Source organism: Labrys sp. Lb11, assembly GCF_057554225.1.
Genome location: NZ_BAAJOT010000012.1, coordinates 1 through 26,729, shown reverse-complemented (window position 1 = coordinate 26,729; position 26,729 = coordinate 1). Strand labels below are relative to the sequence as shown.

The window sequence follows — 26,729 nt, the reverse complement described above, 5'->3', positions numbered from 1 at the left end:
GGCGGTGACCAGCAAAGGCAGCAACGCGACCGCCGCGAACGCCACCGCCGCCAGGATCGAGACCGGGTGCGGCATGGCGGCTCCAACAAAAAACCCCGGACGCTTGCGCTCCGAGGTTTCAGACAGATTTCGTGATGTCGCCAACATCACCAAATTCTCGTCGCAAGTCAAGCGGCCTTGCGCCGGCGCGTACGACGAGCGGGAGGCGGCGGCTCGGTCAGGTCCCGCAGGATGGCGCCCTGGCGGACTTCGGGCGCCTCCCAGGGGCGCGGCGGGCGCGGCGACGGCACGACCTCGATCGTCGCCAACTTCCCCGCCAGCCAGTCCGTCAGCACGGTCAGGCAGTTGTGCCACAACTCGTATTCCGCCCGCTCGACCGCGACGGCGCGAGGGCACGGGTCGAGATACGGCTTGCGATAGGCACCGGGCAGCGGCACGCGGCGCCTGCGGTCGAAGCCATCGGCCTCGACCTCGCGGACCTCCGACCCTTCGCCGACCAACACGCGAACGAACCAAGCCGGGCCGCCGGAGGCATTGCGCACATGCTTGACCTCGAAGGGTTCGGTCTCCCAGTCCGGCGCGCCGCCGAGGATGGCGTGCTTGATGATCAGGCGCTCCAGCCGCGACACCAGAGCGTCGGCCATGGCAGGATCGCACGGCACGATCTGCCGGAGAGCTTGAGCCGCGCCGAAGCCGGCCAGCCGGCGCGCCTCGGCGTCGACCACGTCGGCGAACGGGTCCCAGTCCGCCGGAAGCACGGCCATTTCCAGCCCAATCACGGCTTGCACGGCATTGCCGATGATCAACGCGTCCGGGTGCGGCGCCCGCATCGCATGCGGATCGGGCAGGACGCCGTGGATATTCGGATTGTCGACGACGGTCCGCTGCACCGCCATCCGCCGCATCTGCATCCAGCCCGGCGCGACGCCGTCCTGCCGTGTCCGCAGGTCGACGAACGCCTGTTCCTTCGGCAGCTCGTCCCGATACGCCCAACGCAACGCCGCCTCGATATCCATCACCCGCTTCATTCCTGCCTCCTGCGATAGTTTTGCGATGGTTGCGATAGTCAACACAAACTATCGCATCGAAAATTCAGTAATATTTTCAATATGTTATGAGGCAGTTGCGAGAGTTGCGATAGTTTTCCGTCACATAACATAAGAAAAAACGCTCCGTTCACGGACGATCATCATCTCCCCGAACCCCTCATTCATACGTATGCGCCTGCGAAAACCCTCGCTACCCTCGCTGGCCACGTCCAACGCATTGACAATGATCAGGAATTTCGTCCGCGATAGTTTCGGCTAACCATCGCGAAACCATCGCGACCCTCGCAAAAATCGAGGGTTTCAGGCTGGGGTGCCGGTCAATCATGGGGTTGCGGGGCGTCGGGCCGGGCCGGGACGTCGTGCAGGCGACAATCGAGGTAGTGGCGGACCCGGCCGTCGTCGCGCTTGAAGCGCGTCTTCATCACCCGGCCGAACTTCGTCTCGAACATCGGCTTCTTGGCGTTGGCCAGCGACCAGGACACATAGGCCTCGTAGACCGTCCGCGCCGTCTCGTGATGGCCCTCGCACACCTCCAGGCAGTCGGAGATGAACTCGCCGACCGGGTCCATCTCGTCGCGGTATTCCTTCGTGGCCATGACGATCGACGGCGGCACGATCAGGCCGCTGGCCAGGAATTTCTCGGCGCCCTCGATCAGCCAGTTGAGGATGCCGGGATATTCTGGGGCGAACCCCGCCAGGACGTCCTCGAACTCGCGCTGCTCCTCGTCGGCCAGCGTGACAGGCCAGGACACGACGCAGATGCGCCGCCAGATGCCGTTGTCCGTGCCGTCGATCCTGGGATAGCCGTTGCCGGACATGTGCCCGGTGAACACCGGGATGAACTCGAAATAGCCGGCGAACAGATCGCGGACCGGGATTTTCTCGCCGCCGGTCAGCTTCTTGATCAAGGCCTCGTCGAGCGGCTTGTCGGCCGGCAGCTCCAGCACGCGCAGGGTGCGCACGCCGTGGAGCCGCGCCAGGTCTGGGCTGGCGGAGCCGGAGCCCCGCGCCGTGTCGCCCGTGATCGATTCCGCCGGCAGGCCGACGGCATAGGCGCCGAGCACCCGCATCAGCGTCTCCATGAAGACGCTCTTGCCGTTGGCGCCGAACCCGTAGTGGAAGGCGACCTTCTGGACCGCGAGCCCCAGCAGTCCGATGCCGGAATAGACCTGCACGAAATCCCGCGTCTCCTGCACCGGCAGGAAGCGCGCCAGGAAGGCCAGGAACTTCGGGCAGGTCGCCTTGCGGTCATAGGCGACCGGGACGAGGCGCGTCACCAGGTCCTCGCGCCGGTGCCCGTCGACGACATGGCACCGCACCTTGTAGCGCGTCACATCCGGGTCCGGGCATTCCGGGTCCGGCTTGCGCTCGAAGCGCAGCGTGCAGTTCCTGGTCGCGACCAGGAGCGGATCGGCGTTGAACGCCTCCGGCGGCTGCATCATATGCGGCGCGGCGCAGGCGAGCATGGCCTCGATCCTCGCGCTGTTTTTCGAAGAAACCGCGAAGCGCCGGCGGGCGACCTGCCGCTTCTTCAGCTCGGCCCGGGCATCGTCCGCCGCCGCCATCAAGGCCGTCAGCTGCTTGCGCCGGGCGACCTGCTCGGCCGTCGGCGCGTCATCGTCCTTGGCCGCCGCCATCGCCCTGTCGAGCGCGGCGCGCTCCTCCTCGGCGCCGGCGCCTGCCTGGATCGCCTGCAATTCCATCGGCGTTTGGGCGAGAAAATCAGCCTCGAGCGCGATCCGGCCGCCGACACGCTGCGCGATGGCGCGCGCGGCCGGGCCGCCGGTTCCGAGATCCCAATGAGTGCCGGTCCAGACGCCGAACAACGGCGCCTTGGCCTTCTCCTGCGCCATGACGACGATGTCCGACCCGAAATGCGCCAGCAGCCGCTTGCCGTTGTCCGTGTCGGAATGATCGTAGGCGCTGCAACGCCGCACGATCTCCGGGTCGCCGCCAGGGTCGGCGTCGGAAGGCCCGATCTCGTCGCCAGCGAAGGTCTCCTCGCCCGGCACCGCGTCATCCGGGGTTGCGGGGCCGGCGGCGTCTGCGCCTTCCTCCCGCGCCTCGTCGATCCGGCGGCCGATCCGCTCCAGCGCGTCCGCATCGCTCATGTCCGGCACTCATTTTTTGCGCAATTCTTTGCGCATTCACTGTTGACATGAGCCGAGAAATGCGCAAATATTTGCACATCAAACAGGGGGCGCCGATGGAAACCAACACCGCCAAGATCGTCAAGAAGCTGAAGTCGGAAGGCTGGTATCTCGACGACCATGGTGGCAACCATGACCTCTACAGACACCCGACCCTGCCGGGCCCGATCGTGGTCACCCGGCACCGGACCCAGAGCCCCGGCGTCGCCAGGGACATCGCCAAGAGAGCCGGGTGGCGCTAAGCCACCCGGACGGCCCTCAACCCGAAAGGAACCATCGACATGACCCGATATGCCGCCCTGGTCGACGGCGAGGCCGGCGCCTACGGCGTGGTGTTTCCGGACCTCTCCGGCTGCACCTCCATGGGCAACACCGTCGACGAAGCCCTGGTCAACGCCGGCGAGGCGCTGCGCATGTTCGTCGACAACAGCCTCGCCCATGGCGAGACCGTTCCGCCACCGCGCCCGCTGGAGGAGCTGCGCAGCGATCCGGACGTGATCAAGGCGATGCGCGAAGGCGCGTTCCTGACCAGCGTCGCCCTGGTCAGCCATCTCGGCAAGTTCGTGCGGACCAATCTGTCGCTCGACGACGGCGTGCTCGCCGCCATCGACGCCGAGGCGGCGCGCCGCAAGATGACGCGGTCGGCCGTCGTCGCATGGATGGCGCGCGAGCTCCTGCCGCGCGTTGCCTGACTGCGCCATCACGCCGGCTCCGTCAGCATGACGTTGAAGTCGGCGTCCGCGTCCGCCCAGGCCGTCCGCACCGACTGCACCCACGGGTACAGGGCGCGGATGCGCCGGGCGGCGCGGCGGATCGTCGTTTCCGTGACGAAGGGATCGCTGTCGCCGTCGCCGAGCAGCACGACCTCCTCAACGCCCTCCGGCACGGTGACGGCCGGATCGTCGAGGTCTGGATTGGCGCTCGGCACCCAGAGCGGCCGGGAGCGGCCATCCTTGCCGGATACACGCAAGGTCGGGTGCTGTACCCGTTCCCGGTCGATCGCCCGGCCGCCGAGATTGCCGAGATCGACCGACGACCGGAAGGAGTCGGTGTCCCGCAGCCGTCCGGTCTGCGCCAGCGCCCACCAGACGGACAGCACCGTTTCGTTGCCCTCGCCCAAAAACAGCCGGCGCGGCGTCGCGACGTGCCGCAGCACGATGTGGTTGCCCTTCTTCGAACCACGGACCTTCTTCGCCGGCAGCGGCTCGCCGGCCTCGTCCAGGCCGAGGTCGATCTTGATCGGCGGCTCGCCGTCCAGATAGGTCAGGTGCAGCCCGCGGAACAGCCCGTCCGGCCCGACGATCGCCGCCACCATGGCCGGGCCGCGATGGATGACGCGCGGCACGGTGCGGCCGACATCGTCCTGCTCCTGGCCGTGAAAATAGGGCGCGTTCGGCCAGAACCGCAGCCGCGCCGTCGGCGGCACCATCGGCACGCCGCGATGCGCCAGATAGGCCGCCGCCGGCGACCCGGCGAATGCCAGGCAATGGCTCCAGCTGTCGTAGAGGCGCTTCCGCTCCCTCTCCTTGAAGTCGGCCGCCCGCTTCTCGTCCTCCCGCCGCTTCGCCTCCGCCTTTTCGGTCTCGCGCTTGTGCCGGGCCCCGACCTCGGCGCGCTCCTCCGCCGTCATGGCGCGGCCGCGCGGCGGCGGCTCGCGCACCAGCGTCTCGCAGGCGGCGACGAAGTCGAGACCGTCGACCATCTGCACCAGCTTGATGACGTCGCCGCCGGTGCCGCAGCGCCGGCACGACCAGAGCTGTTTGCGGACGTTGATGGCGAAGCGATCCTTGCCGTCCCGGCAGATCGGGCACGGCCCGGCCCGCTCATGGCCGCGCGACAGCTTCAGCTGGCGGCGGGCGCACTCGTCTTCGAGCCGCACGGCCCTGGCCCGGTCGACCCAGGCGAGGAAATCGGGGTCCGAGGTCATGCCGAGCGCTCCACCTCGAAAAGCAGGCGAGGCATCAACTCCGTCTTGTCGACCCTCGGCCGCGAGCGGCATGACCACGATCGCCCGCTGACCTCGCCGACAAGGCGCCATCCGGCCGCCCCAAGGGAAGTACCGGGCTCGTTGGCGCGGATGTACGTGCCCAGTCGCCGATAGCCGAGCGCGAACGCTGCCCGCGCCGCACGGCCGTACAGGAAAGAACAGGCGTTGCGCGTGCCGTCGGTCGCCAGCCGGCTCACCTCGAGCGTGACGCCATCGTCGCGATGCCGGGACACCGGCCTGCCGACGATGACGACGCCGACGACATGATTGCCGCTGGCTGCCCCGATCGAGAACTTGTGGCCGCGCACCGGCCCATGATGGCGATGGTGGCGCTCGACGAAGGCATTGGCCTCCTCCAGCGACAGCGGCACGGGGGAAAGGTGAATGCTCATTCCGCCGCCTCGAGATAGGCGACCTGCCCCCAGTCCATCGGCGGCCGGTAGTTCGCGGCGATGATCGCGGCCGCGGGACGGGCACAGACGCTGTTGCCGATCTTGTGGCGCTGCTCCGTGTCGTTGAGGACACGGCCCTTGAACGGGGCCGCCAGCACATAATTGTCCGGGAAGCCCTGGGCCCGGGCGAGCTCGCGCGGCGTAAACATCCGCATGCCGATATCGACCAGCACGAAGACGGCGCCGCGGATGGCGACGGTGACGATCTCGCGCTCGTCCCAGCAGCCATATTTGCGGAGAAAATCCGCAACGCGGCGGGCCGAAGCCCATTGCGCCTCGGTCAACGGCTCCGGCGCCGCGTCGGCCTGGGCGAGGCCGAACCGCGCCTTCGTCGGCACCGCCAGCATGGGCTGATCGATTCCTGCGGTCTGGCCGCCGTTCGAATAGTAGGCAGTCACCAGCGGCACCGTGACGACGCCGGTGTGGCCGCCGCCCTTGCCGCCGCCGGTACGCACCGCCGCCACAGGCTCCCGCAGATCGCCGCCGCCGGCGGTTTCGTTGGAACCGCAGAACTGCGTCAGGTGCGCGGCGATAACGGCCTGGGGGCTCTTCGTCGTCACGGCCGAGGCCGGCACGTCGACAGGCCGGGCATCGGAGCGGCCGTACATCTCGACCAGGGCAGCCGAGACGACGGCCTGCGTGCAACCCTTCTGCACGATGGTCGACACCGCCTCGTCCATCGCGTGGCCGACCATGTCGGTGTTGTATTGCGCCAGATAGACCGCCGCTAGGCTGCCGCCGTTGCCGTCCGGCACCGTGGTCGGCGCCGGCCTCCTGATGTCGAGCGTGCGCGGTTCCTGCCCGGCGCGTTCGCCGTAGCGCGGCACCAGGAATGGCACCAGGTCGGCCGTCACCACCTGGTTGGTGTCGCCGTCGGACGCTGCCACGGTGTGGAACGGCTCATCGGCCGGGCGGTTGCCGCCGCCGTGCTGGCCGCGGCTGATCACCGGCACAAGCGTGGTCTCGCCGACGCCGAGCGGCACGGCGCCGCCCGGCCGCTTGATGAAGCTGTTCGCCGTCGGCGTCGGCACCGGCTGCGTGACCGGCTTTCCCGGGCTGTCGCCGCGATAGACCACGACATGCGGCACGACCAGCCCATGTGCGTCCCGCGACGCCGCGATGGTCGGCGCCGGCCGATCGAGCGGCCAGCCGCGGAATTCGTCGCCGCCATGATTGAGCGTGACGACATAGGCATCGTCGCCGGCGTCGATCACATAGCGCTTGACGCCGATGGCGAGCCGCCGCTCGCTCTTCACCTCGAGCGGCCGCTTGATCTTCTGCCCGGTCGCCTTCGTGTAGGCCTTGGCCTCCGCCTTTGTCATCAGGATCGACGGCGCCGGCAGATGAAAATCGACGATCTCGGCCGCTACCGGCCAGGGCTGCAGCTTGCCGCTCCGCACCGCCTCCGACTTCGGCTCGCCATGGGTCGGCTCCGGCCAAACGGCCGGCTGGCCGTCGCGGCGCATCACCATTTTCAAACGCTTGCGAATGGTCGGGTCGCCGAACTCGCAGGCGGTCACCTCCTGCCAGGCGACGGAAAAACCGAGCCGCGCGATGGCGCGCACGAAGTAATAGAAGGTCTCGCCCTCGCGGCTCTTGTCGCGCTTGAAGGTGCCGTCCGGCTGCTGGATCAGCGGCGACCACTTGGCGAAAGCCGGCACGTTCTCCAGGTAGATGTTCCACGGCAGCTGCCAGTCCGGCAGTTCCTGCAGCCACTTCAGCAGCACCCAGGCGAGGTCCCGCACCCCGCGGGAGGTGATCGGGCCGCCCTTGGCCGAGGAATGGTCGCGGCAGTCCGGCGAGAGCCAGAGCAGGCCGAAGAAATGATCGCCCAGCAGCTGGGGCATCGACACCTGCCAGACATTGTGCGGCAGGTGGATGGTCGCCGGATGGTTGGCCATGTGCATGGCCAGGGCGGCGGGATCGTGGTTGACGGCGTAGTGGACCGTGGTGCGGTGACCGGCCGGCAGCACGCCGCGCGCGTCGAGGTCGCGCAGCGCCGCCTCGATGCCGTTGCTCGCCCCGCCGCCGCCGGCAAAACTGTCGACGACGATGATCTGCCGCGGCTGCCCCAGCTTCGGCGGCGGCGGCACGGGCAGCGGCACCTTGCGCGCCCTGAAGGATCCTGTCGCCGGCAGCCGGCGCCAGGCCGGGCGACGCCGCGCCTCCGGCCGCCAGCCGAACAGGTCTGCCGGATAGTCGCCGGCCTCGATCGCGCGCGCCAGATCAAGCATCCCCGCCCCCCTTGCCATCGTCCAGCACCGCGTCGACCAGCCCGCCGGCCGCGACCGCCCTGACGATCCGCGCCGCCAGGCGCTCCACCGGCAGGCGGCGCAGCGCCGCGTGCGGCGCCAGCTGCGCGAGCGCCCGGCGGCTCACCCGGACGGCCTGCCGCGGGTCCTTGGCCGGCGGGCCGCCGGCCACATGCTTGAAATACGGCACGTCGATGCCGGCCTGGCGGGCGGCGACCAACACGCCGGACACAGAATAGATCGGCGCGTCGAGTTCCGCGGCGATCTGCTTCGGCCGCATGCCGGCCTGCGCCAGACTGATGATCCGGACCGAGCGGTCCGAGGTGACGCTGTGCTTCACGACAGCCTCCCGACCCAAGGGTCCGCCGCCGTCATCGGCACGCTCCGGCGCCGCCGAATGACGAAGTTCGGCCAGCCGCCGCCGCTGGCGCGCAGGTCTTCCAGGTGCGCGTCACAGCCTCGCTCCGCCTCGCGCGCGAAAATGAACCCCTCGTCGGCGAGGGAGCCCGGCCGGTCGAGCTTGCTCGTGCGGTCCGTGGCCAGCAGCGTCACGCTGACGCCGCGCCGGCGCAGGCGCTTGACCGCGGACAGCGTCGACGAATAGGTGCGGCCGATCCGCGCCGCGACCTCGTTGAGGGTGAGGTCGCCGCGGCACAGCCGGGCCAGCGCCGCCATCTCCCTGTCCGTCCAGGGGCGCTGCCTGCTCATGCCGCCACCTCGCCCTGCAACAGGTCGAACAGGGTCGGCACCGCCATCTGCCGGGCCTGCGCCTCGCAATGCTTGACCCCGTCGAGGAAATAGGCCGGGTTGAGCTCGATGCCGATGCCGCGGCGGCCGAGCAGCAGCGCCCGGTAGGGCACGGTCATCAGGCCGCCGAACGGGTCGAGCACCACTTCGCCCGGCTGCGAGAACTGGGTGATCAGCCGATCGACAATGTCGAAGGGCAGCGGGCAGATGTGCTTCTCGGCATTTGCCGCCGCCTGCATCGTGTTGAGACTGACCATCTGGGCCGTGTCCGTCCACACGTCCGGGTGCCAGGAGTGCGGCGGCAGCAGCATGAATGTCGGCGGCAGGCGGCCGCGCGCGTGCAGCTCCTCGCCGATCCGCACATGGTGCTCGAAGTCGTAGATCTGCGAGAGGTTGAGCTCGCGCCACAGGCGATAGACCTGGTCGGCCGGGAAGGCCGCCCATTCCTGCGGCGCCACCAGCCGGTTGCCGCTGGAGCGCATCAGGTGGTGCGCGTCGACCTGCCAGCGCGCCCGGCTGTAGCCGGTGCCCGGCACCGGCACGATCTGGCCGCTCTGGTCGTGATGGCGGCTGTACTTCGCCTTCACTCCGTCGCGATCCATATAGTCGGGCCGCGGCTTCACCACTGGTTCGTCGGCATAGCCGTTCGACCGGTCGGACGGCGGCTTGCGGAACAGCAGCACTTTTTCGGGGATGCCGCAGCCCATGCGCGTGCCGTCCTTCAGCTGCTCGCCATGGCCGAGCCGATAGGTCTGGTTGTTTTCGCGGACGACGTCGGTGAGGTTCGTCTTCTCCCCGAGATAGGCGAAGCCGTGCCGGCCGAAATGCGCCCGGCAATCGTCGGCGAAGGGATAGATCGTCTGGAAGCCGAGCCCGGTCATGCCGCCGGGCACGACCCGGTCCTTGACGTGGATGCAGCAGTCCCGGCCCGGTTTGAGCACCCGCAGCAATTGCGGGATGAGATAGTCCATCTGCGCCCAGAAATGGGCGTTGTTGTCGGTGTGGCCGAAATCGTTGTACTTCGGCGAATACTCGTACTGCATCGAAAATGGGATCGAGGAGACGATCAGGTCGACGCTGTTCTCCGCCATCGCCTGCGTTTCCAGCACGCAGTCATTGTTGACCAGCCGGTAGCGCTCGGCCGTCACCTCGATCCGCTCGACGCCCATGCCCCGCGCCAGGGACTTCGCCATGGCGGCCTCGCTGAGGCCGTATTCCCGAATGATGCCGGTCATCTCCGCCACGAGCTCCTTGTGTCGCTGCCACTTGTCTTCGAGGGCGCGTCGGATCGGCCGTTCAGCATCGGTGTAGATGATGTCGATGATCACCGGCCGATCCTGCAGGAATCTCTGGATGCGATGGATCGCCTGGATGAAATCGTTGAACTTGTAGCCGACGCCGAGAAAGATCGCCCGGTGGCAATGCTTCTGGAAATTGCAACCCGATCCCGCGATCGAGGGTTTTGCCGCGAGGTCCTTGATCCGGCCCTCGCTGAAATCGATGATGGTCCTTTCTCGCTCGTCCATGTCCTGCGAGCCGAAGACGCAGGCGATACCCGGCAGGGCACGCGCGATCGCGTGCCGCTCGGCCTCGAGGTCGTGCCAGATCAGGAAATGCGCGTCGGGCTCGGCCCGACGAAGGTCGGCCATGTGGGCGACCCGGGCGGCGAGGCTGTCGCGCTTCTCGCGCGCCGCCGCCGAGAGGCTGGCGGCCGCGTTGCGGAACAGCTGGCCCTGACCGGACCTGTCCGACACGAACTCGCCGGCCCCTGCAGGGATCTCGTGCCAGCGCACCTCGATCGCCGGCAGCACATAGCCCTCGTCCGAAAAGCCGAGATCGGACGGCGTCTGCACGAACAGCGCCCACGACGCCATCCAGGTCCAGAATTCTCGTTCCTTGTGGGCATGCAGCGTGAGCTGGTCGGCCTTCTCGCTGTTGCGCTTGAAGAACCGCGTCTTGGCTTCGCCGACGTCCATGATGCCGAGGAAGGCAGAGTAGGCCAGCAGCTCGATGTACTCGTTCGGCGCCGGCGTCGCCGTCGCGATGAAGCGGTAGCGCACGCCGGCGCTGATCGCGCGCGCATCCATGGTCTTCCGGTCGCCGGCGAACAGCGCCATGAACTCCCGGAAGGTCTTGGTGCCGCCGAAGCCGCGCAGGCAGCTCGCTTCATCCAGGCAGGCGGCGACGAAGGCGTTCGGGTCGAGCTTGCCGTCGCGCACGGGCTCGTAATTGGTGATGTAGAGCCCGTCGGCGCCGGCCTCCTCGATCCGCCGGATGAACGTCAGCCCGATGCCGAGCATCGCCGCGTCGCGCATGAATTCCTGGCGGACGCCGAGCGGCGCCACGATCAGCCCGCGGCCGCCGGTGCGCGCCAGGACCAGGCGCAGGATTTCCAGCTGGATCACCGTCTTGCCCAGCCCGAAGGCGGCGAAGATCGCGCGTCGGCCGCCCGCCACCGCCCAGCGGACGATGGCGGCCTGGTGCGGCTTCAGCAGCGGGTTCACCTCGGAAGCCTCGATCTCGAAGCCGCCGGCCCGGGCCAGCTTGATCTTGGCGTTGAGGAAATCCTGGTAGGAGACCGGCGCGTTCATGCTCCGCCCCCGTCGCGCGGCAGCGTGACCAGCGCCAGCAGGTGCGCGGCCAGCAGGTCGAGGTTGCGCGGCGCCGAGCGGGCGGCATTTTCCCGCAGCAGCACGGCCGAGGCGACCTTGACGGCCTCGTCCAGCGAGACCGGCGGCACGATGACGGTCTCCTTGCCGCCCTTGACCGTGGCGACGCCGATATCGCCGTCCTCGTCGCGGATCACCTGCACGTCCTCCGGAACCGCGATCGACGCCTGCAGGATGATGGTGTGGGGCTGCCCGGTCATGCCGACGCCCCCAAGCGCTTGAGGTCTTCGTCGATCCTGGCCAGGATGCGCTCGCAGGCATCGGCGCCGAGCCTGTTCTGGGCCCTGGCGGTCGAGGCGGTTGCCTCGATCTCGCCGACGGAGGCCTTCATCCGCGCGGCGGCGCCCGCGATCGCGCCGAGGTCGAAGAGAGTGCTCCGCAGATGGCCGAGCACGACCTCAATCTCCTTGCGCAGCGTCTTCATTTCGGTGACGGCGGGGTCTTCCTTGATCTCGCCATAGGCCATCATGCGCAGCTGCCGGACGTTCTCGACGGCGACGCCGCATTCCTTGGCCAGTTTCTCGTCGGACCATCCGGCCTTGTAGGCGGAGCGGCCGATGTCGAAATAATCGTCGAGCCCCATCAGCACGGCCCGGTTCTTTTCGGCGGCGGCCGGCGTCGGCATCTGCTCCGACGCCGTCAACGGCGCCGTCGCCGCGCCGGCCAGCAGCGTCTCGCGCAGCTGCCCGGCGGCCTCGGGCGGCATGGTCAATATCATCGTCTCGGCAAGCTTGGCAGGCATGGTCTCAGCCTTCGGTTTGCCCCCCCCCAACCGGCCGCACGCGGCGGCCATTGCAGGCGGGGCAGAGGTTTTTCGGGGAGGCGCTGCCGCTGCCGACGTGCCAGCCGCGGCGGTCGAAGGCCAGGACCACATGCTGCGGGGTCAGCTGGCCGGAACGGGTGGTGGGGATGCGGCCCTCCTCGTCGCAGTGCGAGCACTGGATGACGTGGAACGACCGGCGCTGCCTGTCGTCGCCGACGCATCGCGTCAGGACCGGCCAGGCCTCGGCCTTGAGGGCGCTGCGGGTGGCCATGGTCAGGCCACCCGCAGCGACGGCCGCGCCTTGGCGTCGGCGACGGCGCCCTGGAAATGCTGCAGCTGCCGGCCGAGGTCGGCGGCGCAGCGCGACAGGATTTCGGCCTCGGCCGCGGTCACCTGCCCGTCGGCCATGGCGTTGGCGCCGGCGGCCATCAGGTCGGAGGCGGAGCGCATGGTCTCGCCGAAGCTGGCGAAGATGCAGGAGAGCCGCGCGCTGTCGCCCTCCGGGTCGGCGAGCCGCCGGCCGTTGAGCTCGGCCTGGGCCGTCGTCACCAGCAGCAGGCCGCAATCGGCTTCGAGGGCCATCACGGCCGGCAGCGGGATGATGTCCGGGTCGCCGGCCGCCTGCCAGCGCGACACCTCGGATTTCGAGGCGTGCGCGATCTCGCCGGCGCGGACGATGCCGCCGCAGGCCTTCACCAGGTCGCGCGTCGCGCCCTTGATGCGGTGGAACCAGGCATCCGAGATCGGGCCACTCATGGCAAAGCTCTCTTGTCAACGGGAAAACGCGTCACGTTTTCCCGTTCCGGGAACGGATTTTGTCTGTCAGTGTCGCAGCGTCAGGTCATGACGCGCCGCTCCTGCCGGAGGCCGCGATCAGCGACCTGAGGGACGCAGTCCAGACATCGAATTCGGCCAGACCGAGCGAGGACCCATGACCGACAGGATCGACCTTTTCAGCGAATTCGAAGCCAAGGCCGCGCTCCGGCTGATGATCGCGCTCGCCGGCGACCTCGCCCAGATCGCGGGCGACGGCACCGTCACGCCCCTCGGCGCCCGCAGTGCCGTCGTCCGCCGCGCCCGCGGGCTGAACCAGGACTTCTCCGACAAGACTGCCGACCAGCTCCAGAAGGTCCTCGAGCAGATCGCGAACCTGGCCGGCGGCCCAGGCCGCGAACACATCCGGCCCGCCGTGCAGCAGGCGCGCGAGCAGCGTCGCCCGCTGGTGGGCGGCAAGGTCGAGCGCGAGCCTGATGTTTTCGAGAGAGTGCCCGTCGACGGCGCGGCGAAAATCGGCAAGACCCGCACCCTCACCCTCAAGCGGCCGGACAAGCCGCCAAAGCTGACCTAGGGCAATCTCGCGATCCTGATCCTCCGCCGGCGGCTGCTTCGACGCCTCAGCTTCAGCATTGAGATAGGCCGCCTGGTAGGCACCGAAATCGCGCTGGACGTCGCGACGATGCCGGGCATCCCGATCGTCGAGCATGCGCGTGATCGCCTTCAGGTTCTTCGCGTCGCGCTCGTCGAGCATCGCCTGAACCTGGCCGCGCTGGACTTCGGTCAACGTGCTGCCGCTCATTCGGCCGCCTCCATGGGTTCGGAAAAGGCCGCCGGGGCGGGAGGCGCCCCGGCGGCATCGGCCCCGACCGATCCGTTAACGACAGCGGGGCGAGGAACTTCAGACGGCCAGGGAAGGTCAGGTGGCCAATGATCAGCGAACCACGCAACGACGGCGTCATACTTTCTGACGGTGAAGGTCGCCTCGCCATCTCGCTGCAAGCGCAGAAAGAACCGAGAGTCGCCCGCGACCTCGCGGCCGATGGTGCTCAGCTTCAGCCTTCGTGCCCCGATGTATGCCAGGGCGCAGATCAGCAGATGGTGCCGCAGCTCGTTTTCCATGATGAAAACAAGGCTAGTGGGTTTAGACCCACTTTGTCAATGGGCGATCTCAGCCTCGCAATGACGGGCAAGACATCGGATAAAACCCATGCCATGGAAAAGCAGCCGTCCCTTCAGGATCGCGTGATCGCGCGCCTCAACGTCCTGCCCTTCAATGCCTTCAAGGCGGCAGAACGGGGCGGCTTTGAGCGGACATATGTCAGCGAGATCGTCAGGGGGAAGAAAGCAACGATCCGCGGCAGCAACCTGAAGCGCCTGGCCGCTGCGCTCGAAACGAGCGTCGCCTACCTTACCGGGGATACCGATGACCCTGCCCCGTTGCCAGAGATCACCCCAACGGATAGACAACTTGTGCCGGTCCGGACAAGTGGCATCGTCGAGGCAGGGGCGTTCCGCGAGGTGGATGACTTCGACCAATCCGAGCCACGCACCATCTTCGTCAGCAGAGACGAGACGTTCCCGAATGCTCGCCACTTGGCTTGGGATGTGGCCGGCGACAGCATGAACGATCTGAAGCCGCGCCCGATACTACCCGGAGATACCGTCCTGGCTGTCGCCTACGAGGACATCGCGCACCGCGTCCCACTCCGCGACGGAATGACAGTTGTGGTCGAGCGCACGCGCGATGGCGGACACATGCGTGAATGGTCGATCAAGCAGCTTGAGCTCTACGAAGATCGCGTCGAATTTCACCCCCGCTCGACCAATCCTCGACACAAGCCGATTGTAATTGAACGCAACGCGCACGCCGATGAAGGGACGACAGTCGAGATTATAGCCGTCGTCCGCAAAATTCTTAACGAGGTACCACTTTCATAACTGTCACTGTAGCTTGCAGTGATCGTGAAAGTCGGCCAGCGCGTCCTTAATTTCTATCCGTATTTCGTAATCAAGAGGTCGACAAAGTCGAATAGCGTCCCCCTTGCCACCAGGTGCATTCATGATCGGGATCACGACGTAGTCGAACTCATGCTGAAACGGCCCGCTGTCGAGCAAGCGGAACGAAAACTGCGGAAACCGCTGCACCAGGAATGCGAGAAGACGCTCATCATGCGACATGGCGAGCGCGCTGCTCGGCTTGATGATGATCAACGCACTCACTTCCTGACCAACCTGTTGCATGGCCTGAGACCTCCCTTGTAATCGCGACAAGCGTCGCAATGCACCCGCCACAGTCCGAGCATTCGAACCGCTGCAGCGCGACAAACTGACTATCAGACAGTTCATCGAGATCGACAGGATCTTCGTCGACTATCGGAACATTGACGACTTTTGACCGCTGGCGAAGGCAATTGTTGCATACGACATGCAGCCGAAAGCTGCGCGTGATCTCATCCATGGCCTTACCACGTTCCTCCTGGGCAGATGCGACAAACTGACTCATGATTTAGAACATATCAAGAACAATCGCGATCGATTTTTACGCGGTGATTCGACGCACGTGACATCAACATGAATGGGTTTACACCCACTGTCCTGTTGACAGTGGGGCAAAACCCACTTACGGTCGCCGCCATCCACCCGATGGAGGCACCCCATGCGCACCCCGGACATCACCATCCGCCTCGACGGCGCCGAGAGCGAGACCACGCTCGACGCCTTCTTCGCCCAGCACAAGTTCCGCGCTTCCGACAAGCAGGCCTTCACCCGCCGGCTGTTCGCCGAGGGCCACGTCCGCTTCGGCGAGCCCGGCCCGGGCGAGATCGTCGTCTCCCTCGCCGTCCGCCCCGACCGCCGCCCGGTCGACGCCTATTTCGTCACCCATGACGGGCCGATCTGGCCGCTGATGCGCCACCAGATGACCACGGCGAAGATGATCGTGCTGCGCATGGCCGAGGACCTCGCCGAGATGATCCAGCGCCGCGGCGACGACGCGGTGATCGAGGCCCCCGACCTGGTGCGCGTCGGCTGGACCGGCGACCAGGTCGACCGGCACGGCCACGAGGCCGTCGGCCGCATCCGCACCCTCGCGGCCGCCCTGCCGCGCCGCTACGCCGCCTGACCGGGGCCTGCCGCGATGACCAAGACGCCCGCCGACGGCGCCGCCGCGCCGCCGCTCCCCCTGGATCAGCGGATGCATCACCTCGCCACGGACCTCATGGAGGTGATGAACAAGCATCGCAGCGGCCTGATGCAGACGATCGAGGCCGACGCGCGCTTCCCCGACAAGCCCGCCATTCATTGTGCGGCTATCGTGGCGGCCATGTCGACCGTCTACATCTCGGAAGCCGTCGAGATGCTTGACGACAACGGCGCGGTGACCGCCGCATCTCTGGGTGCCGCACGGGGTTACTGGCTCGACAATTACGATATGACGGCCAAACAGGCGCAGGCCGACGGCAGCATCCCCTTCGTCAGGGTGATGACCCAATGACCGGCTCGTCCCCGCCTGCCGACCATCCCATGGTCGTCGCCATGGATGCCATGGGCCAGGACGTGCTGTCGGCCCTGCATCGGCATCGCACCGGCATGTGCAAGGCCGTCGTCGACAGCCTCGGCCGCGCGACCGGCTCGACCGAGGCCTATGCCTACATGCTGGCCGCGGTCCTGACGCAGATCTACGTCAACGAACTGCTCTGGATCACGCAGGGCGTGGCGCCGGACGCCGTCGTCACCATGGCCTCGGAGCAGCTGCAGCGGGCCTTCGACTGCAGCGCCCGCGGCGCGCCGGACCAGGCGCGGGCCAGCGGCAAGGCGACCCTGCAATGACGTGGATGCAAACCGCCAGCGGCAAGGCCTTCGACCTCGCTGCCCCGACGGCCGAGGACATCGACTTTCCCGTCGACGTCGCCGGGCCGCTGGCGCGGCAGACGCGCTACGCCGGCCAGGTGCAGGGCGGCATTTACTCGATCGCCCAGCACAGCGTGCTCGGCTGCGACGCGATGATGCAGGAGACCGGCCGGCCCGACCTGGCGGCGGCATTCCTGCTGCATGACGGGCACGAGGCCTATATCGGCGACGAGATATCGCCGGTGACCGCCACCATCAACGAGCGCCAGGCGGTGCTGCTGCAGCGCATCACCGGGCGGCCGCATGCCGACCGCGAACTGTGGCACCAGCAGATTTACACGGTTGCCCGCGACGGCCTGAAGGGCGATCTCGACGCCGCCATCTTCCTGGCCGCCGGCGCACGCCTGCCGCGCGGCAACAGCCTCGACGCCGTCAAGAGCATGGACATCCGCATGCTGCGCACCGAGCGCGACCACCTGATGGTCAAGCCGCCGCGGCCCTGGGCCCCGGCCGTCGAGGCCGCCGAGCCGATCCGCCTGCGCGGCCGGATCACCGTCTGGCCGTGGCCCCGCGCCGCCGACGAATGGATGGCCCGGCTGCGCACCTATTGCCCGCAGGCACGCGGGATTTGACCGAGAGGAAACCATGTCCCGCACCATCAACAGCTTTTTCGAAGCGGTCCAACTCCTCGACCGCGGCCGCTTCGTCAACCGCGTCAACGAGCACTGGAACACCATGATGCAGACGCTCGAGGCCCAGGTCGACGAGAAGGGCGAAGCGACCATCACGCTCACCGTCAAGATCAAGGCCGACAGCGGCTCGCGCCAGATCATGCCGACGGTCAAGTCCAAGCTGCCGGAGGAGCGGGCCAACGCGCCCACCACCTTCTGGGCCTATGACGGCGGCCTCAGCCTGCAGCATCCCAGCCAGATCGACATGTTCCCGCGCGACAGCGAGCGCGCGTCCGAACGCGGCGTCGTCTGACCGGCGCCCAGCCTCGCAACAAAGGAGACACCACCATGCCGGAACCCACGGCCATCGACACCCATGCCGAGATCGGCAGCACCCTGCTGCCGGCGACCTATGCCGCCGCCCTGCCCGACCATGGCGAGGGCATCGAGGCGATCAGCACCCTGGCCAAGGCGGCCAACGCACTGACCATCATCAACCTGCCGGTGTCGGAGCTCGGCGACGGCCTGCCGTCGGCCGTGCCGGTGCTGGTCGACCACGCGAACCGCAAGGTCTCGCCGCTGCGCGACCAGATCGAGGCCTACCGCACCGGCCCGGACCGCCGCCGCGGCAAGGCCATCGTCACGACCCTGGGCAGTTTCGTCGACCTGGTGAACCGGCACAAGAACGACGGCAGCGTCATCTTCGCCGAGACCAAATGGCCGAAGCCGACCCTGACGGCCGTGATCGACTATCACGACGCCGCCAATGCCGCGCGGCTGTGCGAGCACCGCATCATCTACCCCTTCCCGGTCACGCCCGAGCTCGTCGCCTGGATCGAGGGCAACGGCAAGCCGATGGAGCAGGTCGAATTCGCCCGCTTCCTCGAGGATCACGCGGCCGAGCTGGCAGCGCCGCTCGACGGCGAGAAGAGCGAGTATGAGCGCCTGTTCAAGGAGCGCTTCGCCACGCCCAACGAGCTGCTCGACCTCTCGCGCTACCTGGAGGTGTTCGTCAGCCACAAGGTGAAGAACGGCGCGCGCCTGCAGACCGGCGAGCGGACGATCGAGTTTACCGAGGAGCACACCAACGCCAAGGGCCAGCCGGTCGAAATCCCCGGCATCTTCATGGTGAGCGTGCCGGCCTTCCTCGACGGCGCCGCCGTGCGCATCCCGGCGCGGCTGCGCTACCGCATCGCCGGCGGCGGCATCAAGTGGCACTACCAGCTCTATCGCTGGGACTTCGAGCTGCGCGTCCAGGTGCAGAACGACATGGTCGACGCCGCCAAGCGCACCGCCCTGCCGGCCTTCGAGGGCACGCCGGAAATCGCCGGCTGACCGCCCGCCTCCCGCGCCGGCGGCAGCCGCCGGCGCATCCTCCCGCAGGACCGAGACCCCGCCATGAAGGTCACCCTCTCGCGCAGCCAGCTCTACAAGGCCCTCGGGCCGCTGGTGCGGATCGTGGAGCGCCGCAACACCATCCCGATCCTGTCCAACCTGGCGGTGTCGGCCGAGGGCGGCCGCTTCTCGATCATCGCCACCGACCTCGACATCGAGGCCGCGACCTCGATCGACGCCGAGGTCGGCCAACCCGGCGCCACCACCCTGCCGGCCAACACCCTCCACGACATCGTCCGGAAGCTGCCGGACGGGTCGCAGGTGATCCTCGAGGCCTCGGAGGACGGCACCCGCATGGCGCTGCGCTCCGGCCGCTCGCGCTTCACGCTGCAGACCCTGCCAGAGCGCGATTTCCCGCGGCTCGGCATCGGCGACCTGCCGCACAGCTTCGCCCTGCCGGCCGACCGGCTGCGCGAGTGGACGCAGGTGACCTTCGCCATCTCCACCGAGGAGACGCGCTACTACCTCAACGGCGTCTACCTGCACATCCACCAGGAGGCCGCCGCCGCGCGCCTGCGCAGCGTCACCACGGACGGGCACCGCCTGGTGCGCCTCGACATGCCGCTGCCCGACGGCGCCGCCGGCATGCCCGGCGTGATCGTCCCGCGCAAGACGGTGACCGAGGTGATCAAGCTGGCCGAGGCCAGCGAGGGCGACATCGTCATCGGCGTCTCCGCCGGCAAGATCCGCTTTGCGGCGCGTGACACCGTGCTGACCTCCAAGCTGGTCGACGGCACCTATCCCGACTATGCCCGCGTCATTCCGTCGGGCAACACCAAGATCGCCAGCTTCGACCGGGCGGCCCTGACCAGCGCCGTCGACCGGGTCACCGCGATCGGCGGCGAGCGCGGCCGGGCCGTGAAGATCGGGCTCGCCGACGGACGCTGCACCCTGTCGAGCCTCAACCCGGACATCGGCGACGCCACCGACGAGATCGACGCCGCCTACGACGCCGACCCGTTCGAGATCGGCTTCAACGGCCGCTATGTGGCCGACGTCCTCGGCGCCGTCGGCGGCGAGACGGTCGACGTCGCCCTCGGCGAGCCCAGCGCGCCGGTGACCTTCGCCTCGCCGACCCGGCCGGAGCTGCTGGTCGTGCTCATGCCGATGAGAGTGTGACGATGGACCCCGTCGAACTCTACGCGCTCGGACTGATCGGCGAGGAATGCGGCGAGATCGTCCAGCCCATCGGCAAGGCCCTGCGCTTCGGGCTCGACATGCCCGGCGTCAAGGACCCGCGCACCGGCCATGTCGACATGGACAACACGCCGCGTGCCGCGCTCGCGATCGAATGCGGCGACGTGCTCGCCGCCATCGAATACGCCACCCAGCGCGGCGTCATCGACGGCGCCGCCGTCCACGAGCGCTTCCACACCAAGCTCGCCCGCCTGCTGGACCCGGCGAGCCGCGACAATCTCGGCCGGAGGCTCGCGCCATGACTCAGACCTTCGTCTACGACGTCGTCAATCCATCCGACGCGATCACCTTCCGGGCGACGCCGGACGATGCTGCGGCGATCGCGCTTGTGCTTCGCGCCTCCTTTCTCTTCGTGGAGCCGCTCGGCGAGGCTCCCGCCATAGTCGACGGCGACGCCGCGGCGGCGATCCGCGAGGCGATCTGGTCCGATCCCGGCCGCCTGCGGTCCTACGCCGCCGCGTTCCGATCCTTCCGCATCGGCAGCCTGTCCGACCGGATGATGCTCGAGGACGCCGTGTCGCGCATGTCCGAGGCCGACGCCGCGGTCTACGAAGCGAAGTGGCACGACGAGCGCGGCACCTCGCTGAACGACATCTGCGCCAGGTGCTGGAAGGTCGCCGCCGCGATCGAGGCCGACGCCGACAAGATGGAGCGCGGCGAGCCGTGAGCGATTTCCTGACGACGCGCACGGCCGTGTTCTCGCCATGCGGCAGCTATCGCCTGCGGCTCGATCGCGACTATTGCCGGCCCGGCCCCGTGGCGGCCTTCCTCATGGTCAATCCATCGCGGGCCGGCCATGTCCTCGACGACCCGACCGTGGTCCGGATCGACGGTTTCGCTGCCCGGATGCGATTTTCGCGGACGATCATCGCCAACCTGTTCGCCTTCGTCGCGACGGACATCGACGGATTGCGCCACGCCGACGATCCCGTCGGCCCCGACAACGACGCTCATATCGAGAGCGTGCTGCGAGCGGCCACCGTCCACATCGCCGCCTGGGGCCCGCTCGCCAAGCTGCCGAAGCGGCTGCGCGGCCGGTGGCGGGAGGTCGCCGCCATCGCCGACCGGCTCGGCGTGCAACTGCAGTGCTTCGGCACCGCGGCAGACGGCCAGCCGCGCCACCCGCTGATGCTCTCCTACACCGCCCCGCTCATCGAATGGCAGAGGCCGTCATGAAAGCCATCACCATCTGGCAGCCTTGGGCGACGCTGATCATCCTCGGCCTCAAGCCCTACGAGTTCCGAGGCTGGGCCGCCCCGAAGTCGCTGCACGGCCAGAGGATCGGCATCCATGCCGGCGCCCGCAAGCCGGTCCGACGCGAGATCGTCGACCTGGTGCAGCGCCTGCGCGGCGACGATGCCTGGACCACCGGCCTGCGCCCCGAAGCGCTGCCCGTGCTCGAGGCAGCGCTGTCGGACCCGACGGTCCTGCCACTCTCCGCCCTGGTCGGCACGGCCGTGCTGCAGCCGCCGGTCCGCGCCTGGCAGATCGTCGGCGAGCTCGGCGGCGCCATCAACGACAGCGACCGGCACCATCACGCCAACTTCGCTTGGCCGCTGACCGGCATCCTGCAGCTGATCCCGCCTGTCGGCCCGATGTCCGGCGCGCAGGGCTTCTGGGACGCCGCGCCGTCCTGGCTCGACGGCCACGACCAGGTGCCGCCGCCGGCGACGCCAATCCAGGCGCAAGCGGCCATCCCCGGCGGCCTGTTCTGACGAACCTGAAGGATCCTATCCATGGCTGACAAGACCGGCATCGAGTGGACCGACGCCACCTGGAACCCGATCGTCGGCTGCACCATCGTTTCCCCCGGCTGCACCCATTGCTACGCCATGAGCATGGCGGCGCGAATCGAGCGGATGACGCCCGGCACGCATTATGCCGGCACGACCGCACCGTCGAAGGCCGGCCCGGTCTGGGCCGGCAAGGTCGCCCTGGCGCCCGAGCACATCCAGCGCCAGCCGCTGCGCTGGGCCAGGCCCCGGCGCATCTTCGTCAATTCCATGGGCGATCTGTTCCATGAGGACGTGCCCCTGGCCTGGATCGACGCCGTCTTCGCGGTCATGGCGCTCTGCCCGCAGCACACCTTCCAGGTGTTGACCAAGCGGTCGGCCGAGATGCTGGCCTACCTGACCGATGACCGCGTCGTGCGTCGCATCTACACCATCGCCAACGAGCTGCGTCTCGCCGTCGCGCCCGATCCGGACAAGCGGCCGACCGCGTTCAGCAGCTGGATGCGCGCCTCGGCCCTGGATACGGCCTGGCTGGCCGAGGACGGCGCCGCGGCGCAGCTCTTCCGCCGGGCGGAACCCGGCCGCGCCTACCCGACATGGGTCCGCTGGCCCCTCCCCAACGTCTGGCTCGGCGTCTCGGCCGAGGACCAGGCCCGGGCCGACCAGCGCGTGCCGGACCTGCTGGACGCGCCGGCGGCCGTGCGCTTCGTCTCGGCCGAGCCGCTGCTGGGGCCACTCGATCTCAGCCGGTATCTACGGCCGACCTGCGATCGGTGCGCACCGTGGGGAGTGCCGTGCCGGATCGGCTGCGGGAACTGCACGCGACTCGATTGGGTCATCGCTGGCCTCGAAAGCGGCCCGCGCGCCAGGCCGGGCCACCCGGATTGGGTCAGAACGATCCGCGATCACTGCACTGCGGCTCGCGCGCCCTTTTTTTTCAAACAATGGGGCGAGTGGCTGCCGTTCGGTCAATCCGGCTTCACGCATTGGTCTGCCGACACGACACGCGACGGCTCGTTGCGAGGCCGGAGCAAGGGCCTATGGCTCGGACACGCCCATTTCAACGACGGGGCTGGCGGCCCTGAAACAGAGGTGATTGGCCCGGTCGAAACGCTCAACGTACTCACCCCGGGCAAGGCATCGGCGACGCAGTGCGTGAGGATCGGCAAGCGTCGGGCCGGCCGCCTCCTCGACGGCGTCGAGCACAACGATCTCCCGAGGGCGGCATGAGCAGCGGCGTCAACAAGGTCATCCTGATCGGCCATCTCGGCCGCGATCCGGAAATCCGCACCACGAACACCAGCGCCCGGGTCGCCACCTTGTCGCTCGCGACCGGCGAGAGCTGGCGCGACAAGGCCACGGGCGAGCGGCGCGAGCGCACCGACTGGCACAAGGTCGTCATCTTCAACGAACCGCTGGTCAAGACCGCCGAGCAATACCTGCGCAAGGGCTCGCAGGTCTATCTCGAGGGCAAGCTGCAGACCCGCAAGTGGACCGACCAGGCCGGCGCCGAGCGCTACAGCACCGAGGTCGTGCTGCAGCAGTTCCGCGGCGAGCTCACCCTGCTCGACCGGGCCGAGCGGCCCGCCCCCTCGCCCGACGAATACGGCACCACCCGCACGCGCGACCCGGGCCCAGGCGAGGCGCCGGCGGCGACCGGAGGCTACGATGACGAAATCCCCTTCTGACGCCGACGGCACGGCGCTGACATTCATGTACCGCAACTGGCGCGGCGAGGTTTCCAGGCGGCGCGTCCTGCCGATCCGCGTCTATTTCGGTGCGACAGACTGGCACCCGGAGCCGCAATGGCTGATGGAGGCGACCGACCTCGACAAGGGTGAGGCCCGCGACTTCGCACTGCGGGATATCCAATTCGGCCCCGCCACCGTCGCCGACCTCACAGCCCGGCTCGCGGAGGCGGAGGAAGCCGCCAAGACTGAGAGCACGGACTATGCCGCCGACTTTATCTTCGGCGTCCTGGCGAAGGCGCTCGGGCTTGCGCAATGGGACCCGAAGGACGGCACCGAAACGTGGGACGGAGACGTAGCTGCCACGCTCTACGGCATCCTTCGTGACGCTGGGGCGATAGATCCAGGAACGGACGAGCCGGCGGCTAAACGCCTCGCCGCCGCTGAGGCCGAGGTAAAGCGGCTGCGGGAGGCGACTATCCCCCGAGATGTCCACGAGGCGCTCTGCGACAGCCAATATCGCGCCGGCGCTGGCGCAGGCTGGAACGCCGCGATGACGGAAGACCCCGCTGAGGCAGAAAGGCGCTTCGCCGAGCTTCGCAGGATCGAGCCGGGGGCGCTGGAACCAATCCTGCGGCGCAAAAACGCCCGCGCCGCCCTCTCCCAGCCGCCCGCCGTCGCCGCCCCGCCCGAGCCAGCGCGAGTAGCGGCATCGTTCCAGGACCGCGTCCAGCCCTGGATGATGGCGTGCTTCGGCGAGGCCATTTCCAACGACATGCTGGAACGCATGGACCGGTTCTGCGAGGAGGCTAACGAGCTCCTGCAATCGCTCGGGTATCCTCGGGAGCGTGCCCACGCGCTGGTCGACTACGTGCACGATCGACCCGCCGGCGATCCGCCGCAGGAGGTCGGCGGCGCGATGGTAACCCTCGCGGCCCTGTGTCTTGCCGCCGGCATGGATATGCATGCGGCGGGCGAAACAGAGCTGGCGCGCATCTGGACGAAGGTCGAAGCGATCCGCGCCAAGCAAGCCGCGAAGCCAACCGGCTCGGCGCTTCCGATCGCCATGGCGCTGCCTCCACCCCATGAGGGACGGCGGTCATGATCATGACGAAAGCCGAGATCAGGGACGGCCTGCTCGCCGGCCGGACATTGGTCCAGGAGGAATGGGCCGCGCCCGACGAGATCGCCGCCGTCGACGAGCTCGTCCGCGAGGGCATCGCGACCGCGACGCCATGGCAGTGGAAGGACGGCTATCAGTGCGAACGCCGGCGCGTCCAACGCGCTGGTCCGCAGGAGGCCGGCGATGCTTGAGCCCCTCCGCATCCAGCTCTCGCGCCGCGCCGGCGCCCGCCTGCCCCCCGAAACCATCAAGGTCGACCGCTCGACGCGCTGGGGCAACCCCTACCGCATCCGGCGCGACGCGGACGCGCCGGCGATCGCCCAATGGATGGTGTCGCAGGGCTCCTGCCACTGGGGCCCCTACGCCACCGCCGGGACCGCCGCGGCCGTGGCGATCGAGCTCTACCGCGCCGACCTGACCGTGCCCGGCCCGCACAACGCCCGCCGCCTCGACCCGGTGCCGACCCGCGCCGACATCGTCAAGACCCTCCGCGGCAAAAGCCTCGCCTGCTGGTGCAAGCTCTGTCCGGCCCACGCCGGCGGCAAGCCGTTCGGCGAGGATTGCCGCGCCTGCGCGCCCTGCCATGCCGACACGCTCGGTTTCGTCGCCAACGGGCCGATCTGCGAGGCGGTCCCATGAGCGGACATCGCAGCACCGCTTCTGCCCCCATCTCGTCACTGTATGCAACCGAGGCCGAGATCGCTCGCGCCATCCTCGGCGAACGCGCCAAGGACTGGCCGGCCATCGCCCAGGTCGAGGAGCGTCACGGCCTGCCTCGCATCGATCCTCTCTATGGCGGCCGCTACTGGCCGGCCGTACGGGCCTATCTCGACAAGCGCAACGGCCTCATCGACCATGCAGTGCCGGCCGCCGCCGACTCCGGAGAGAACTGGACCCATGCCACAAAGCGACGCGCCCGGCCTTAAGAAGATGCGCCGGCCCAGTGGCCGGATTGATTGCTACTGGGTCGCCGACGAGAAGCTGGTCAAGAAGGGCTATACGCCGAAAACGGTCAATCTCCACGGCGACATCACCGTGCCGATCGAGGCCGCGCTCATTGCATCCACCTGTCGACGGCTGCAGGCCGAGATGCTGAGCTGGGCCAGCGGCCAGACCTCAATACCCACCGTCCATGCCGTCGGCACGATCGGCTGGCTTTGCGAGACATTCGAGACGCATCAGGACAGCCCATACCGCGACAAGCGCCAGGCGACGCGCGACTTCTACGCGCGCTACCTCAGCGTCATCAAGCGCACCGTCGGCGATCGCCGGATCGACACCGTGAGTGGCGTCGATATCAGGCGCTGGCACAAGAACTGGAAAGAAAAGACCGTGCGCGGCGCCTATGGCTGCATTCAGACCCTGCGGCGCGCCGTCTCGTTCGGAGTCGAGCTCCCCGGCAACACCGCGAGCCTTAGGCTGGCGGCAGTGCTGCGCGAGATGCGTTTCGAGACCCCGAAGCGGCGAAAGGAACGTGTCACCTATGACCAGATGGTCGCGTTCCGTGCGAAGGCGCATGAACTCGATGAACCGGCGATGGCCCTTGCCATGACGCTGCAATTCGACCTGATGATCCGCCAGAAGGACGTGATCGGCGAGTGGCTACGCCTTGCCTCCGACGAGAGGGCCGAAGGCGCGATCGCCATCAACGGCAAGATATGGCACTGGGGCCTGACCTGGTCGCACATCAGTCCGAAATGGCAGCTGGTCAAGCCGACCTCAAAGTCGAACGGCGAGGAAAACGCCGAGCACGACCTCACCCTCCTGCCGGACGCGCTGGCCGAACTGCAGAAAATTCCGCCGGAACGGCGCGTCGGGCCGGTCGTCATCAATCCGGCCACAGGCATGCCCTACACGCCGTCGCACTTTTCCCGCAAGTTCCGGACGATCGCGACGGCCGCCGGGCTGCCGACCAAGCTATGGAACATGGACAGCCGGGCCGGTGGCGTGACCGAGGCTCTCAACGCCGGGGCCGGAGCTGTCGAGGTGATGAACGCCGCGACCCACACCGAGATGACGACCACGCTGGATTATGATCGCGATCGGATGACCAAGACGCGGAAAGTCGCGAAGCTACGGGTTGCGAGCCGGAACACGACAGGAACCGGGCACGGTAACAGCCACGGTAACAAGCCGCCTCGCAAAGGCTGAAAATCGCTAGCTAAGTCATTAAAAAATAAGTGGTGCCTAGGGGCGGAATCGAACCACCGACACTGCGATTTTCAGT

General features: G+C 68.0%; 35 protein-coding genes. 21 read left to right on the top strand and 14 right to left on the bottom strand.

Features of this window, described 5'->3' with window-relative positions; all coding sequences use genetic code 11:
- Window positions 1-167: 167 nt before the first annotated feature.
- Window positions 168-1,028 carry a hypothetical protein gene (locus AC27L4_RS32660; protein WP_487146885.1) on the bottom strand — a complete coding sequence of 287 codons (861 nt, stop codon included), beginning with the start codon at window positions 1,026-1,028 and terminating at the stop codon, window positions 168-170.
- Window positions 1,029-1,366: 338 nt separating this feature from the next.
- Entirely contained in the window at window positions 1,367-3,160 is a 1,794-nt protein-coding gene (locus tag AC27L4_RS32655; RefSeq protein ID WP_487146884.1) for a DNA primase family protein, read from the bottom strand.
- Window positions 3,161-3,255: 95 nt separating this feature from the next.
- Between AC27L4_RS32655 and AC27L4_RS32650 the strand changes: the two genes are divergently transcribed.
- Together AC27L4_RS32650 and AC27L4_RS32645 are read left to right on the top strand one after the other, a co-directional pair.
- Window positions 3,256-3,441, top strand: a complete 186-nt coding sequence (locus AC27L4_RS32650) for a type II toxin-antitoxin system HicA family toxin (protein WP_487146882.1) — start codon at window positions 3,256-3,258, stop codon at window positions 3,439-3,441.
- 39 nt (window positions 3,442-3,480) lie between these two features.
- Entirely contained in the window at window positions 3,481-3,891 is a 411-nt protein-coding gene (locus AC27L4_RS32645) for a type II toxin-antitoxin system HicB family antitoxin (protein ID WP_487146881.1), read from the top strand.
- An 8-nt stretch (window positions 3,892-3,899) separates the two neighbouring features.
- Here AC27L4_RS32645 and AC27L4_RS32640 read toward each other — a convergent pair whose 3' ends face one another.
- From AC27L4_RS32640 to AC27L4_RS32590, 11 genes are all read right to left on the bottom strand, one after another.
- Window positions 3,900-5,126, bottom strand: a complete 1,227-nt coding sequence (locus tag AC27L4_RS32640; protein WP_487146880.1) for a DUF7146 domain-containing protein — start codon at window positions 5,124-5,126, stop codon at window positions 3,900-3,902.
- Window positions 5,123-5,578 (bottom strand): XF1762 family protein, encoded by a 456-nt coding sequence (locus AC27L4_RS32635; protein ID WP_487146879.1) that lies wholly within the window; start codon window positions 5,576-5,578, stop codon window positions 5,123-5,125. Before AC27L4_RS32635 ends, AC27L4_RS32640 begins: the two co-directional genes overlap by 4 nt.
- Complete coding sequence (locus AC27L4_RS32630) at window positions 5,575-7,872, bottom strand: DNA cytosine methyltransferase (RefSeq protein WP_487146878.1); 2,298 nt, start codon at window positions 7,870-7,872, stop codon at window positions 5,575-5,577. The genes AC27L4_RS32635 and AC27L4_RS32630 overlap by 4 nt, the downstream gene beginning before the upstream one ends.
- Window positions 7,865-8,230 carry a hypothetical protein gene (locus AC27L4_RS32625; protein ID WP_487146877.1) on the bottom strand — a complete coding sequence of 122 codons (366 nt, stop codon included), beginning with the start codon at window positions 8,228-8,230 and terminating at the stop codon, window positions 7,865-7,867. Before AC27L4_RS32625 ends, AC27L4_RS32630 begins: the two co-directional genes overlap by 8 nt.
- A complete protein-coding gene (locus AC27L4_RS32620) occupies window positions 8,227-8,565 on the bottom strand; it encodes a hypothetical protein (protein ID WP_487146876.1) in 339 nt (112 codons plus the stop codon). Before AC27L4_RS32620 ends, AC27L4_RS32625 begins: the two co-directional genes overlap by 4 nt.
- Window positions 8,566-8,594: 29 nt before the next feature.
- Window positions 8,595-11,228, bottom strand: coding sequence for a DNA methyltransferase (locus tag AC27L4_RS32615; RefSeq protein WP_487146874.1), 2,634 nt, complete (start codon window positions 11,226-11,228; stop codon window positions 8,595-8,597).
- Entirely contained in the window at window positions 11,225-11,506 is a 282-nt protein-coding gene (locus tag AC27L4_RS32610) for a hypothetical protein (RefSeq protein ID WP_487146873.1), read from the bottom strand. Before AC27L4_RS32610 ends, AC27L4_RS32615 begins: the two co-directional genes overlap by 4 nt.
- Window positions 11,503-12,048, bottom strand: a complete 546-nt coding sequence (locus AC27L4_RS32605) for a hypothetical protein (RefSeq protein WP_487146872.1) — start codon at window positions 12,046-12,048, stop codon at window positions 11,503-11,505. Before AC27L4_RS32605 ends, AC27L4_RS32610 begins: the two co-directional genes overlap by 4 nt.
- Before the next feature lie 4 nt (window positions 12,049-12,052).
- A complete protein-coding gene (locus AC27L4_RS32600) occupies window positions 12,053-12,340 on the bottom strand; it encodes a hypothetical protein (protein ID WP_487146871.1) in 288 nt (95 codons plus the stop codon).
- A 2-nt stretch (window positions 12,341-12,342) separates the two neighbouring features.
- Window positions 12,343-12,825, bottom strand: coding sequence for a hypothetical protein (locus AC27L4_RS32595; RefSeq protein WP_487146870.1), 483 nt, complete (start codon window positions 12,823-12,825; stop codon window positions 12,343-12,345).
- An 85-nt stretch (window positions 12,826-12,910) separates the two neighbouring features.
- Entirely contained in the window at window positions 12,911-13,645 is a 735-nt protein-coding gene (locus tag AC27L4_RS32590) for a hypothetical protein (protein WP_487146869.1), read from the bottom strand.
- 128 nt (window positions 13,646-13,773) lie between these two features.
- Between AC27L4_RS32590 and AC27L4_RS32585 the strand changes: the two genes are divergently transcribed.
- Window positions 13,774-14,784, top strand: coding sequence for a helix-turn-helix domain-containing protein (locus AC27L4_RS32585; protein ID WP_487146868.1), 1,011 nt, complete (start codon window positions 13,774-13,776; stop codon window positions 14,782-14,784).
- Between the two features lie 3 nt (window positions 14,785-14,787).
- Here AC27L4_RS32585 and AC27L4_RS32580 read toward each other — a convergent pair whose 3' ends face one another.
- On the bottom strand, window positions 14,788-15,087 hold the full coding sequence (locus tag AC27L4_RS32580) for a hypothetical protein (protein WP_487146867.1): 300 nt from the start codon (window positions 15,085-15,087) through the stop codon (window positions 14,788-14,790).
- Between the two features lie 415 nt (window positions 15,088-15,502).
- On the opposite strand from AC27L4_RS32580, the gene AC27L4_RS32575 reads away from it, so the two are divergent.
- The 18 genes from AC27L4_RS32575 to AC27L4_RS32490 all read left to right on the top strand — a co-directional run bounded on the left by AC27L4_RS32575 (window position 15,503) and on the right by AC27L4_RS32490 (window position 26,653).
- Window positions 15,503-15,967: a hypothetical protein gene (locus AC27L4_RS32575; RefSeq protein ID WP_487146866.1), complete on the top strand. Its 465-nt coding sequence runs from the start codon at window positions 15,503-15,505 to the stop codon at window positions 15,965-15,967.
- 15 nt (window positions 15,968-15,982) lie between these two features.
- Window positions 15,983-16,339: a hypothetical protein gene (locus tag AC27L4_RS32570; protein ID WP_487146865.1), complete on the top strand. Its 357-nt coding sequence runs from the start codon at window positions 15,983-15,985 to the stop codon at window positions 16,337-16,339.
- Window positions 16,336-16,674 (top strand): hypothetical protein, encoded by a 339-nt coding sequence (locus tag AC27L4_RS32565; RefSeq protein ID WP_487146863.1) that lies wholly within the window; start codon window positions 16,336-16,338, stop codon window positions 16,672-16,674. The genes AC27L4_RS32570 and AC27L4_RS32565 overlap by 4 nt, the downstream gene beginning before the upstream one ends.
- Window positions 16,671-17,327, top strand: coding sequence for a hypothetical protein (locus AC27L4_RS32560; RefSeq protein WP_487146862.1), 657 nt, complete (start codon window positions 16,671-16,673; stop codon window positions 17,325-17,327). Before AC27L4_RS32565 ends, AC27L4_RS32560 begins: the two co-directional genes overlap by 4 nt.
- A gap of 13 nt (window positions 17,328-17,340) precedes the next feature.
- On the top strand, window positions 17,341-17,679 hold the full coding sequence (locus AC27L4_RS32555) for a hypothetical protein (protein ID WP_487146861.1): 339 nt from the start codon (window positions 17,341-17,343) through the stop codon (window positions 17,677-17,679).
- Window positions 17,680-17,714: 35 nt separating this feature from the next.
- The gene (locus tag AC27L4_RS32550; RefSeq protein WP_487146860.1) at window positions 17,715-18,701 is read left to right on the top strand and encodes a DUF2303 family protein; all 987 of its coding nucleotides are present in this window, start codon (window positions 17,715-17,717) and stop codon (window positions 18,699-18,701) included.
- Between the two features lie 63 nt (window positions 18,702-18,764).
- Window positions 18,765-19,880 (top strand): DNA polymerase III subunit beta, encoded by a 1,116-nt coding sequence (dnaN, locus tag AC27L4_RS32545; RefSeq protein ID WP_487145684.1) that lies wholly within the window; start codon window positions 18,765-18,767, stop codon window positions 19,878-19,880.
- Between the two features lie 2 nt (window positions 19,881-19,882).
- The gene (locus AC27L4_RS32540; RefSeq protein ID WP_487145685.1) at window positions 19,883-20,200 is read left to right on the top strand and encodes a hypothetical protein; all 318 of its coding nucleotides are present in this window, start codon (window positions 19,883-19,885) and stop codon (window positions 20,198-20,200) included.
- Entirely contained in the window at window positions 20,197-20,625 is a 429-nt protein-coding gene (locus AC27L4_RS32535) for a hypothetical protein (RefSeq protein WP_487145686.1), read from the top strand. The genes AC27L4_RS32540 and AC27L4_RS32535 overlap by 4 nt, the downstream gene beginning before the upstream one ends.
- Window positions 20,622-21,134: a DUF1643 domain-containing protein gene (locus AC27L4_RS32530; protein ID WP_487145687.1), complete on the top strand. Its 513-nt coding sequence runs from the start codon at window positions 20,622-20,624 to the stop codon at window positions 21,132-21,134. Before AC27L4_RS32535 ends, AC27L4_RS32530 begins: the two co-directional genes overlap by 4 nt.
- On the top strand, window positions 21,131-21,673 hold the full coding sequence (locus tag AC27L4_RS32525) for an ASCH domain-containing protein (RefSeq protein ID WP_487145688.1): 543 nt from the start codon (window positions 21,131-21,133) through the stop codon (window positions 21,671-21,673). The genes AC27L4_RS32530 and AC27L4_RS32525 overlap by 4 nt, the downstream gene beginning before the upstream one ends.
- 21 nt (window positions 21,674-21,694) lie before the next feature.
- Complete coding sequence (locus AC27L4_RS32520; protein ID WP_487145689.1) at window positions 21,695-22,921, top strand: DUF5131 family protein; 1,227 nt, start codon at window positions 21,695-21,697, stop codon at window positions 22,919-22,921.
- The gene (ssb, locus tag AC27L4_RS32515; RefSeq protein WP_487145690.1) at window positions 22,918-23,379 is read left to right on the top strand and encodes a single-stranded DNA-binding protein; all 462 of its coding nucleotides are present in this window, start codon (window positions 22,918-22,920) and stop codon (window positions 23,377-23,379) included. Before AC27L4_RS32520 ends, ssb begins: the two co-directional genes overlap by 4 nt.
- On the top strand, window positions 23,360-24,484 hold the full coding sequence (locus AC27L4_RS32510) for a WYL domain-containing transcriptional factor (protein ID WP_487145691.1): 1,125 nt from the start codon (window positions 23,360-23,362) through the stop codon (window positions 24,482-24,484). The genes ssb and AC27L4_RS32510 overlap by 20 nt, the downstream gene beginning before the upstream one ends.
- Complete coding sequence (locus AC27L4_RS32505) at window positions 24,481-24,693, top strand: hypothetical protein (protein WP_487145692.1); 213 nt, start codon at window positions 24,481-24,483, stop codon at window positions 24,691-24,693. Before AC27L4_RS32510 ends, AC27L4_RS32505 begins: the two co-directional genes overlap by 4 nt.
- Entirely contained in the window at window positions 24,686-25,141 is a 456-nt protein-coding gene (locus AC27L4_RS32500) for a DUF4326 domain-containing protein (protein ID WP_487145694.1), read from the top strand. The genes AC27L4_RS32505 and AC27L4_RS32500 overlap by 8 nt, the downstream gene beginning before the upstream one ends.
- Window positions 25,138-25,428, top strand: a complete 291-nt coding sequence (locus tag AC27L4_RS32495) for a hypothetical protein (protein WP_487145695.1) — start codon at window positions 25,138-25,140, stop codon at window positions 25,426-25,428. Before AC27L4_RS32500 ends, AC27L4_RS32495 begins: the two co-directional genes overlap by 4 nt.
- On the top strand, window positions 25,400-26,653 hold the full coding sequence (locus AC27L4_RS32490) for an integrase (RefSeq protein WP_487145696.1): 1,254 nt from the start codon (window positions 25,400-25,402) through the stop codon (window positions 26,651-26,653). The genes AC27L4_RS32495 and AC27L4_RS32490 overlap by 29 nt, the downstream gene beginning before the upstream one ends.
- Window positions 26,654-26,729: the final 76 nt, after the last annotated feature.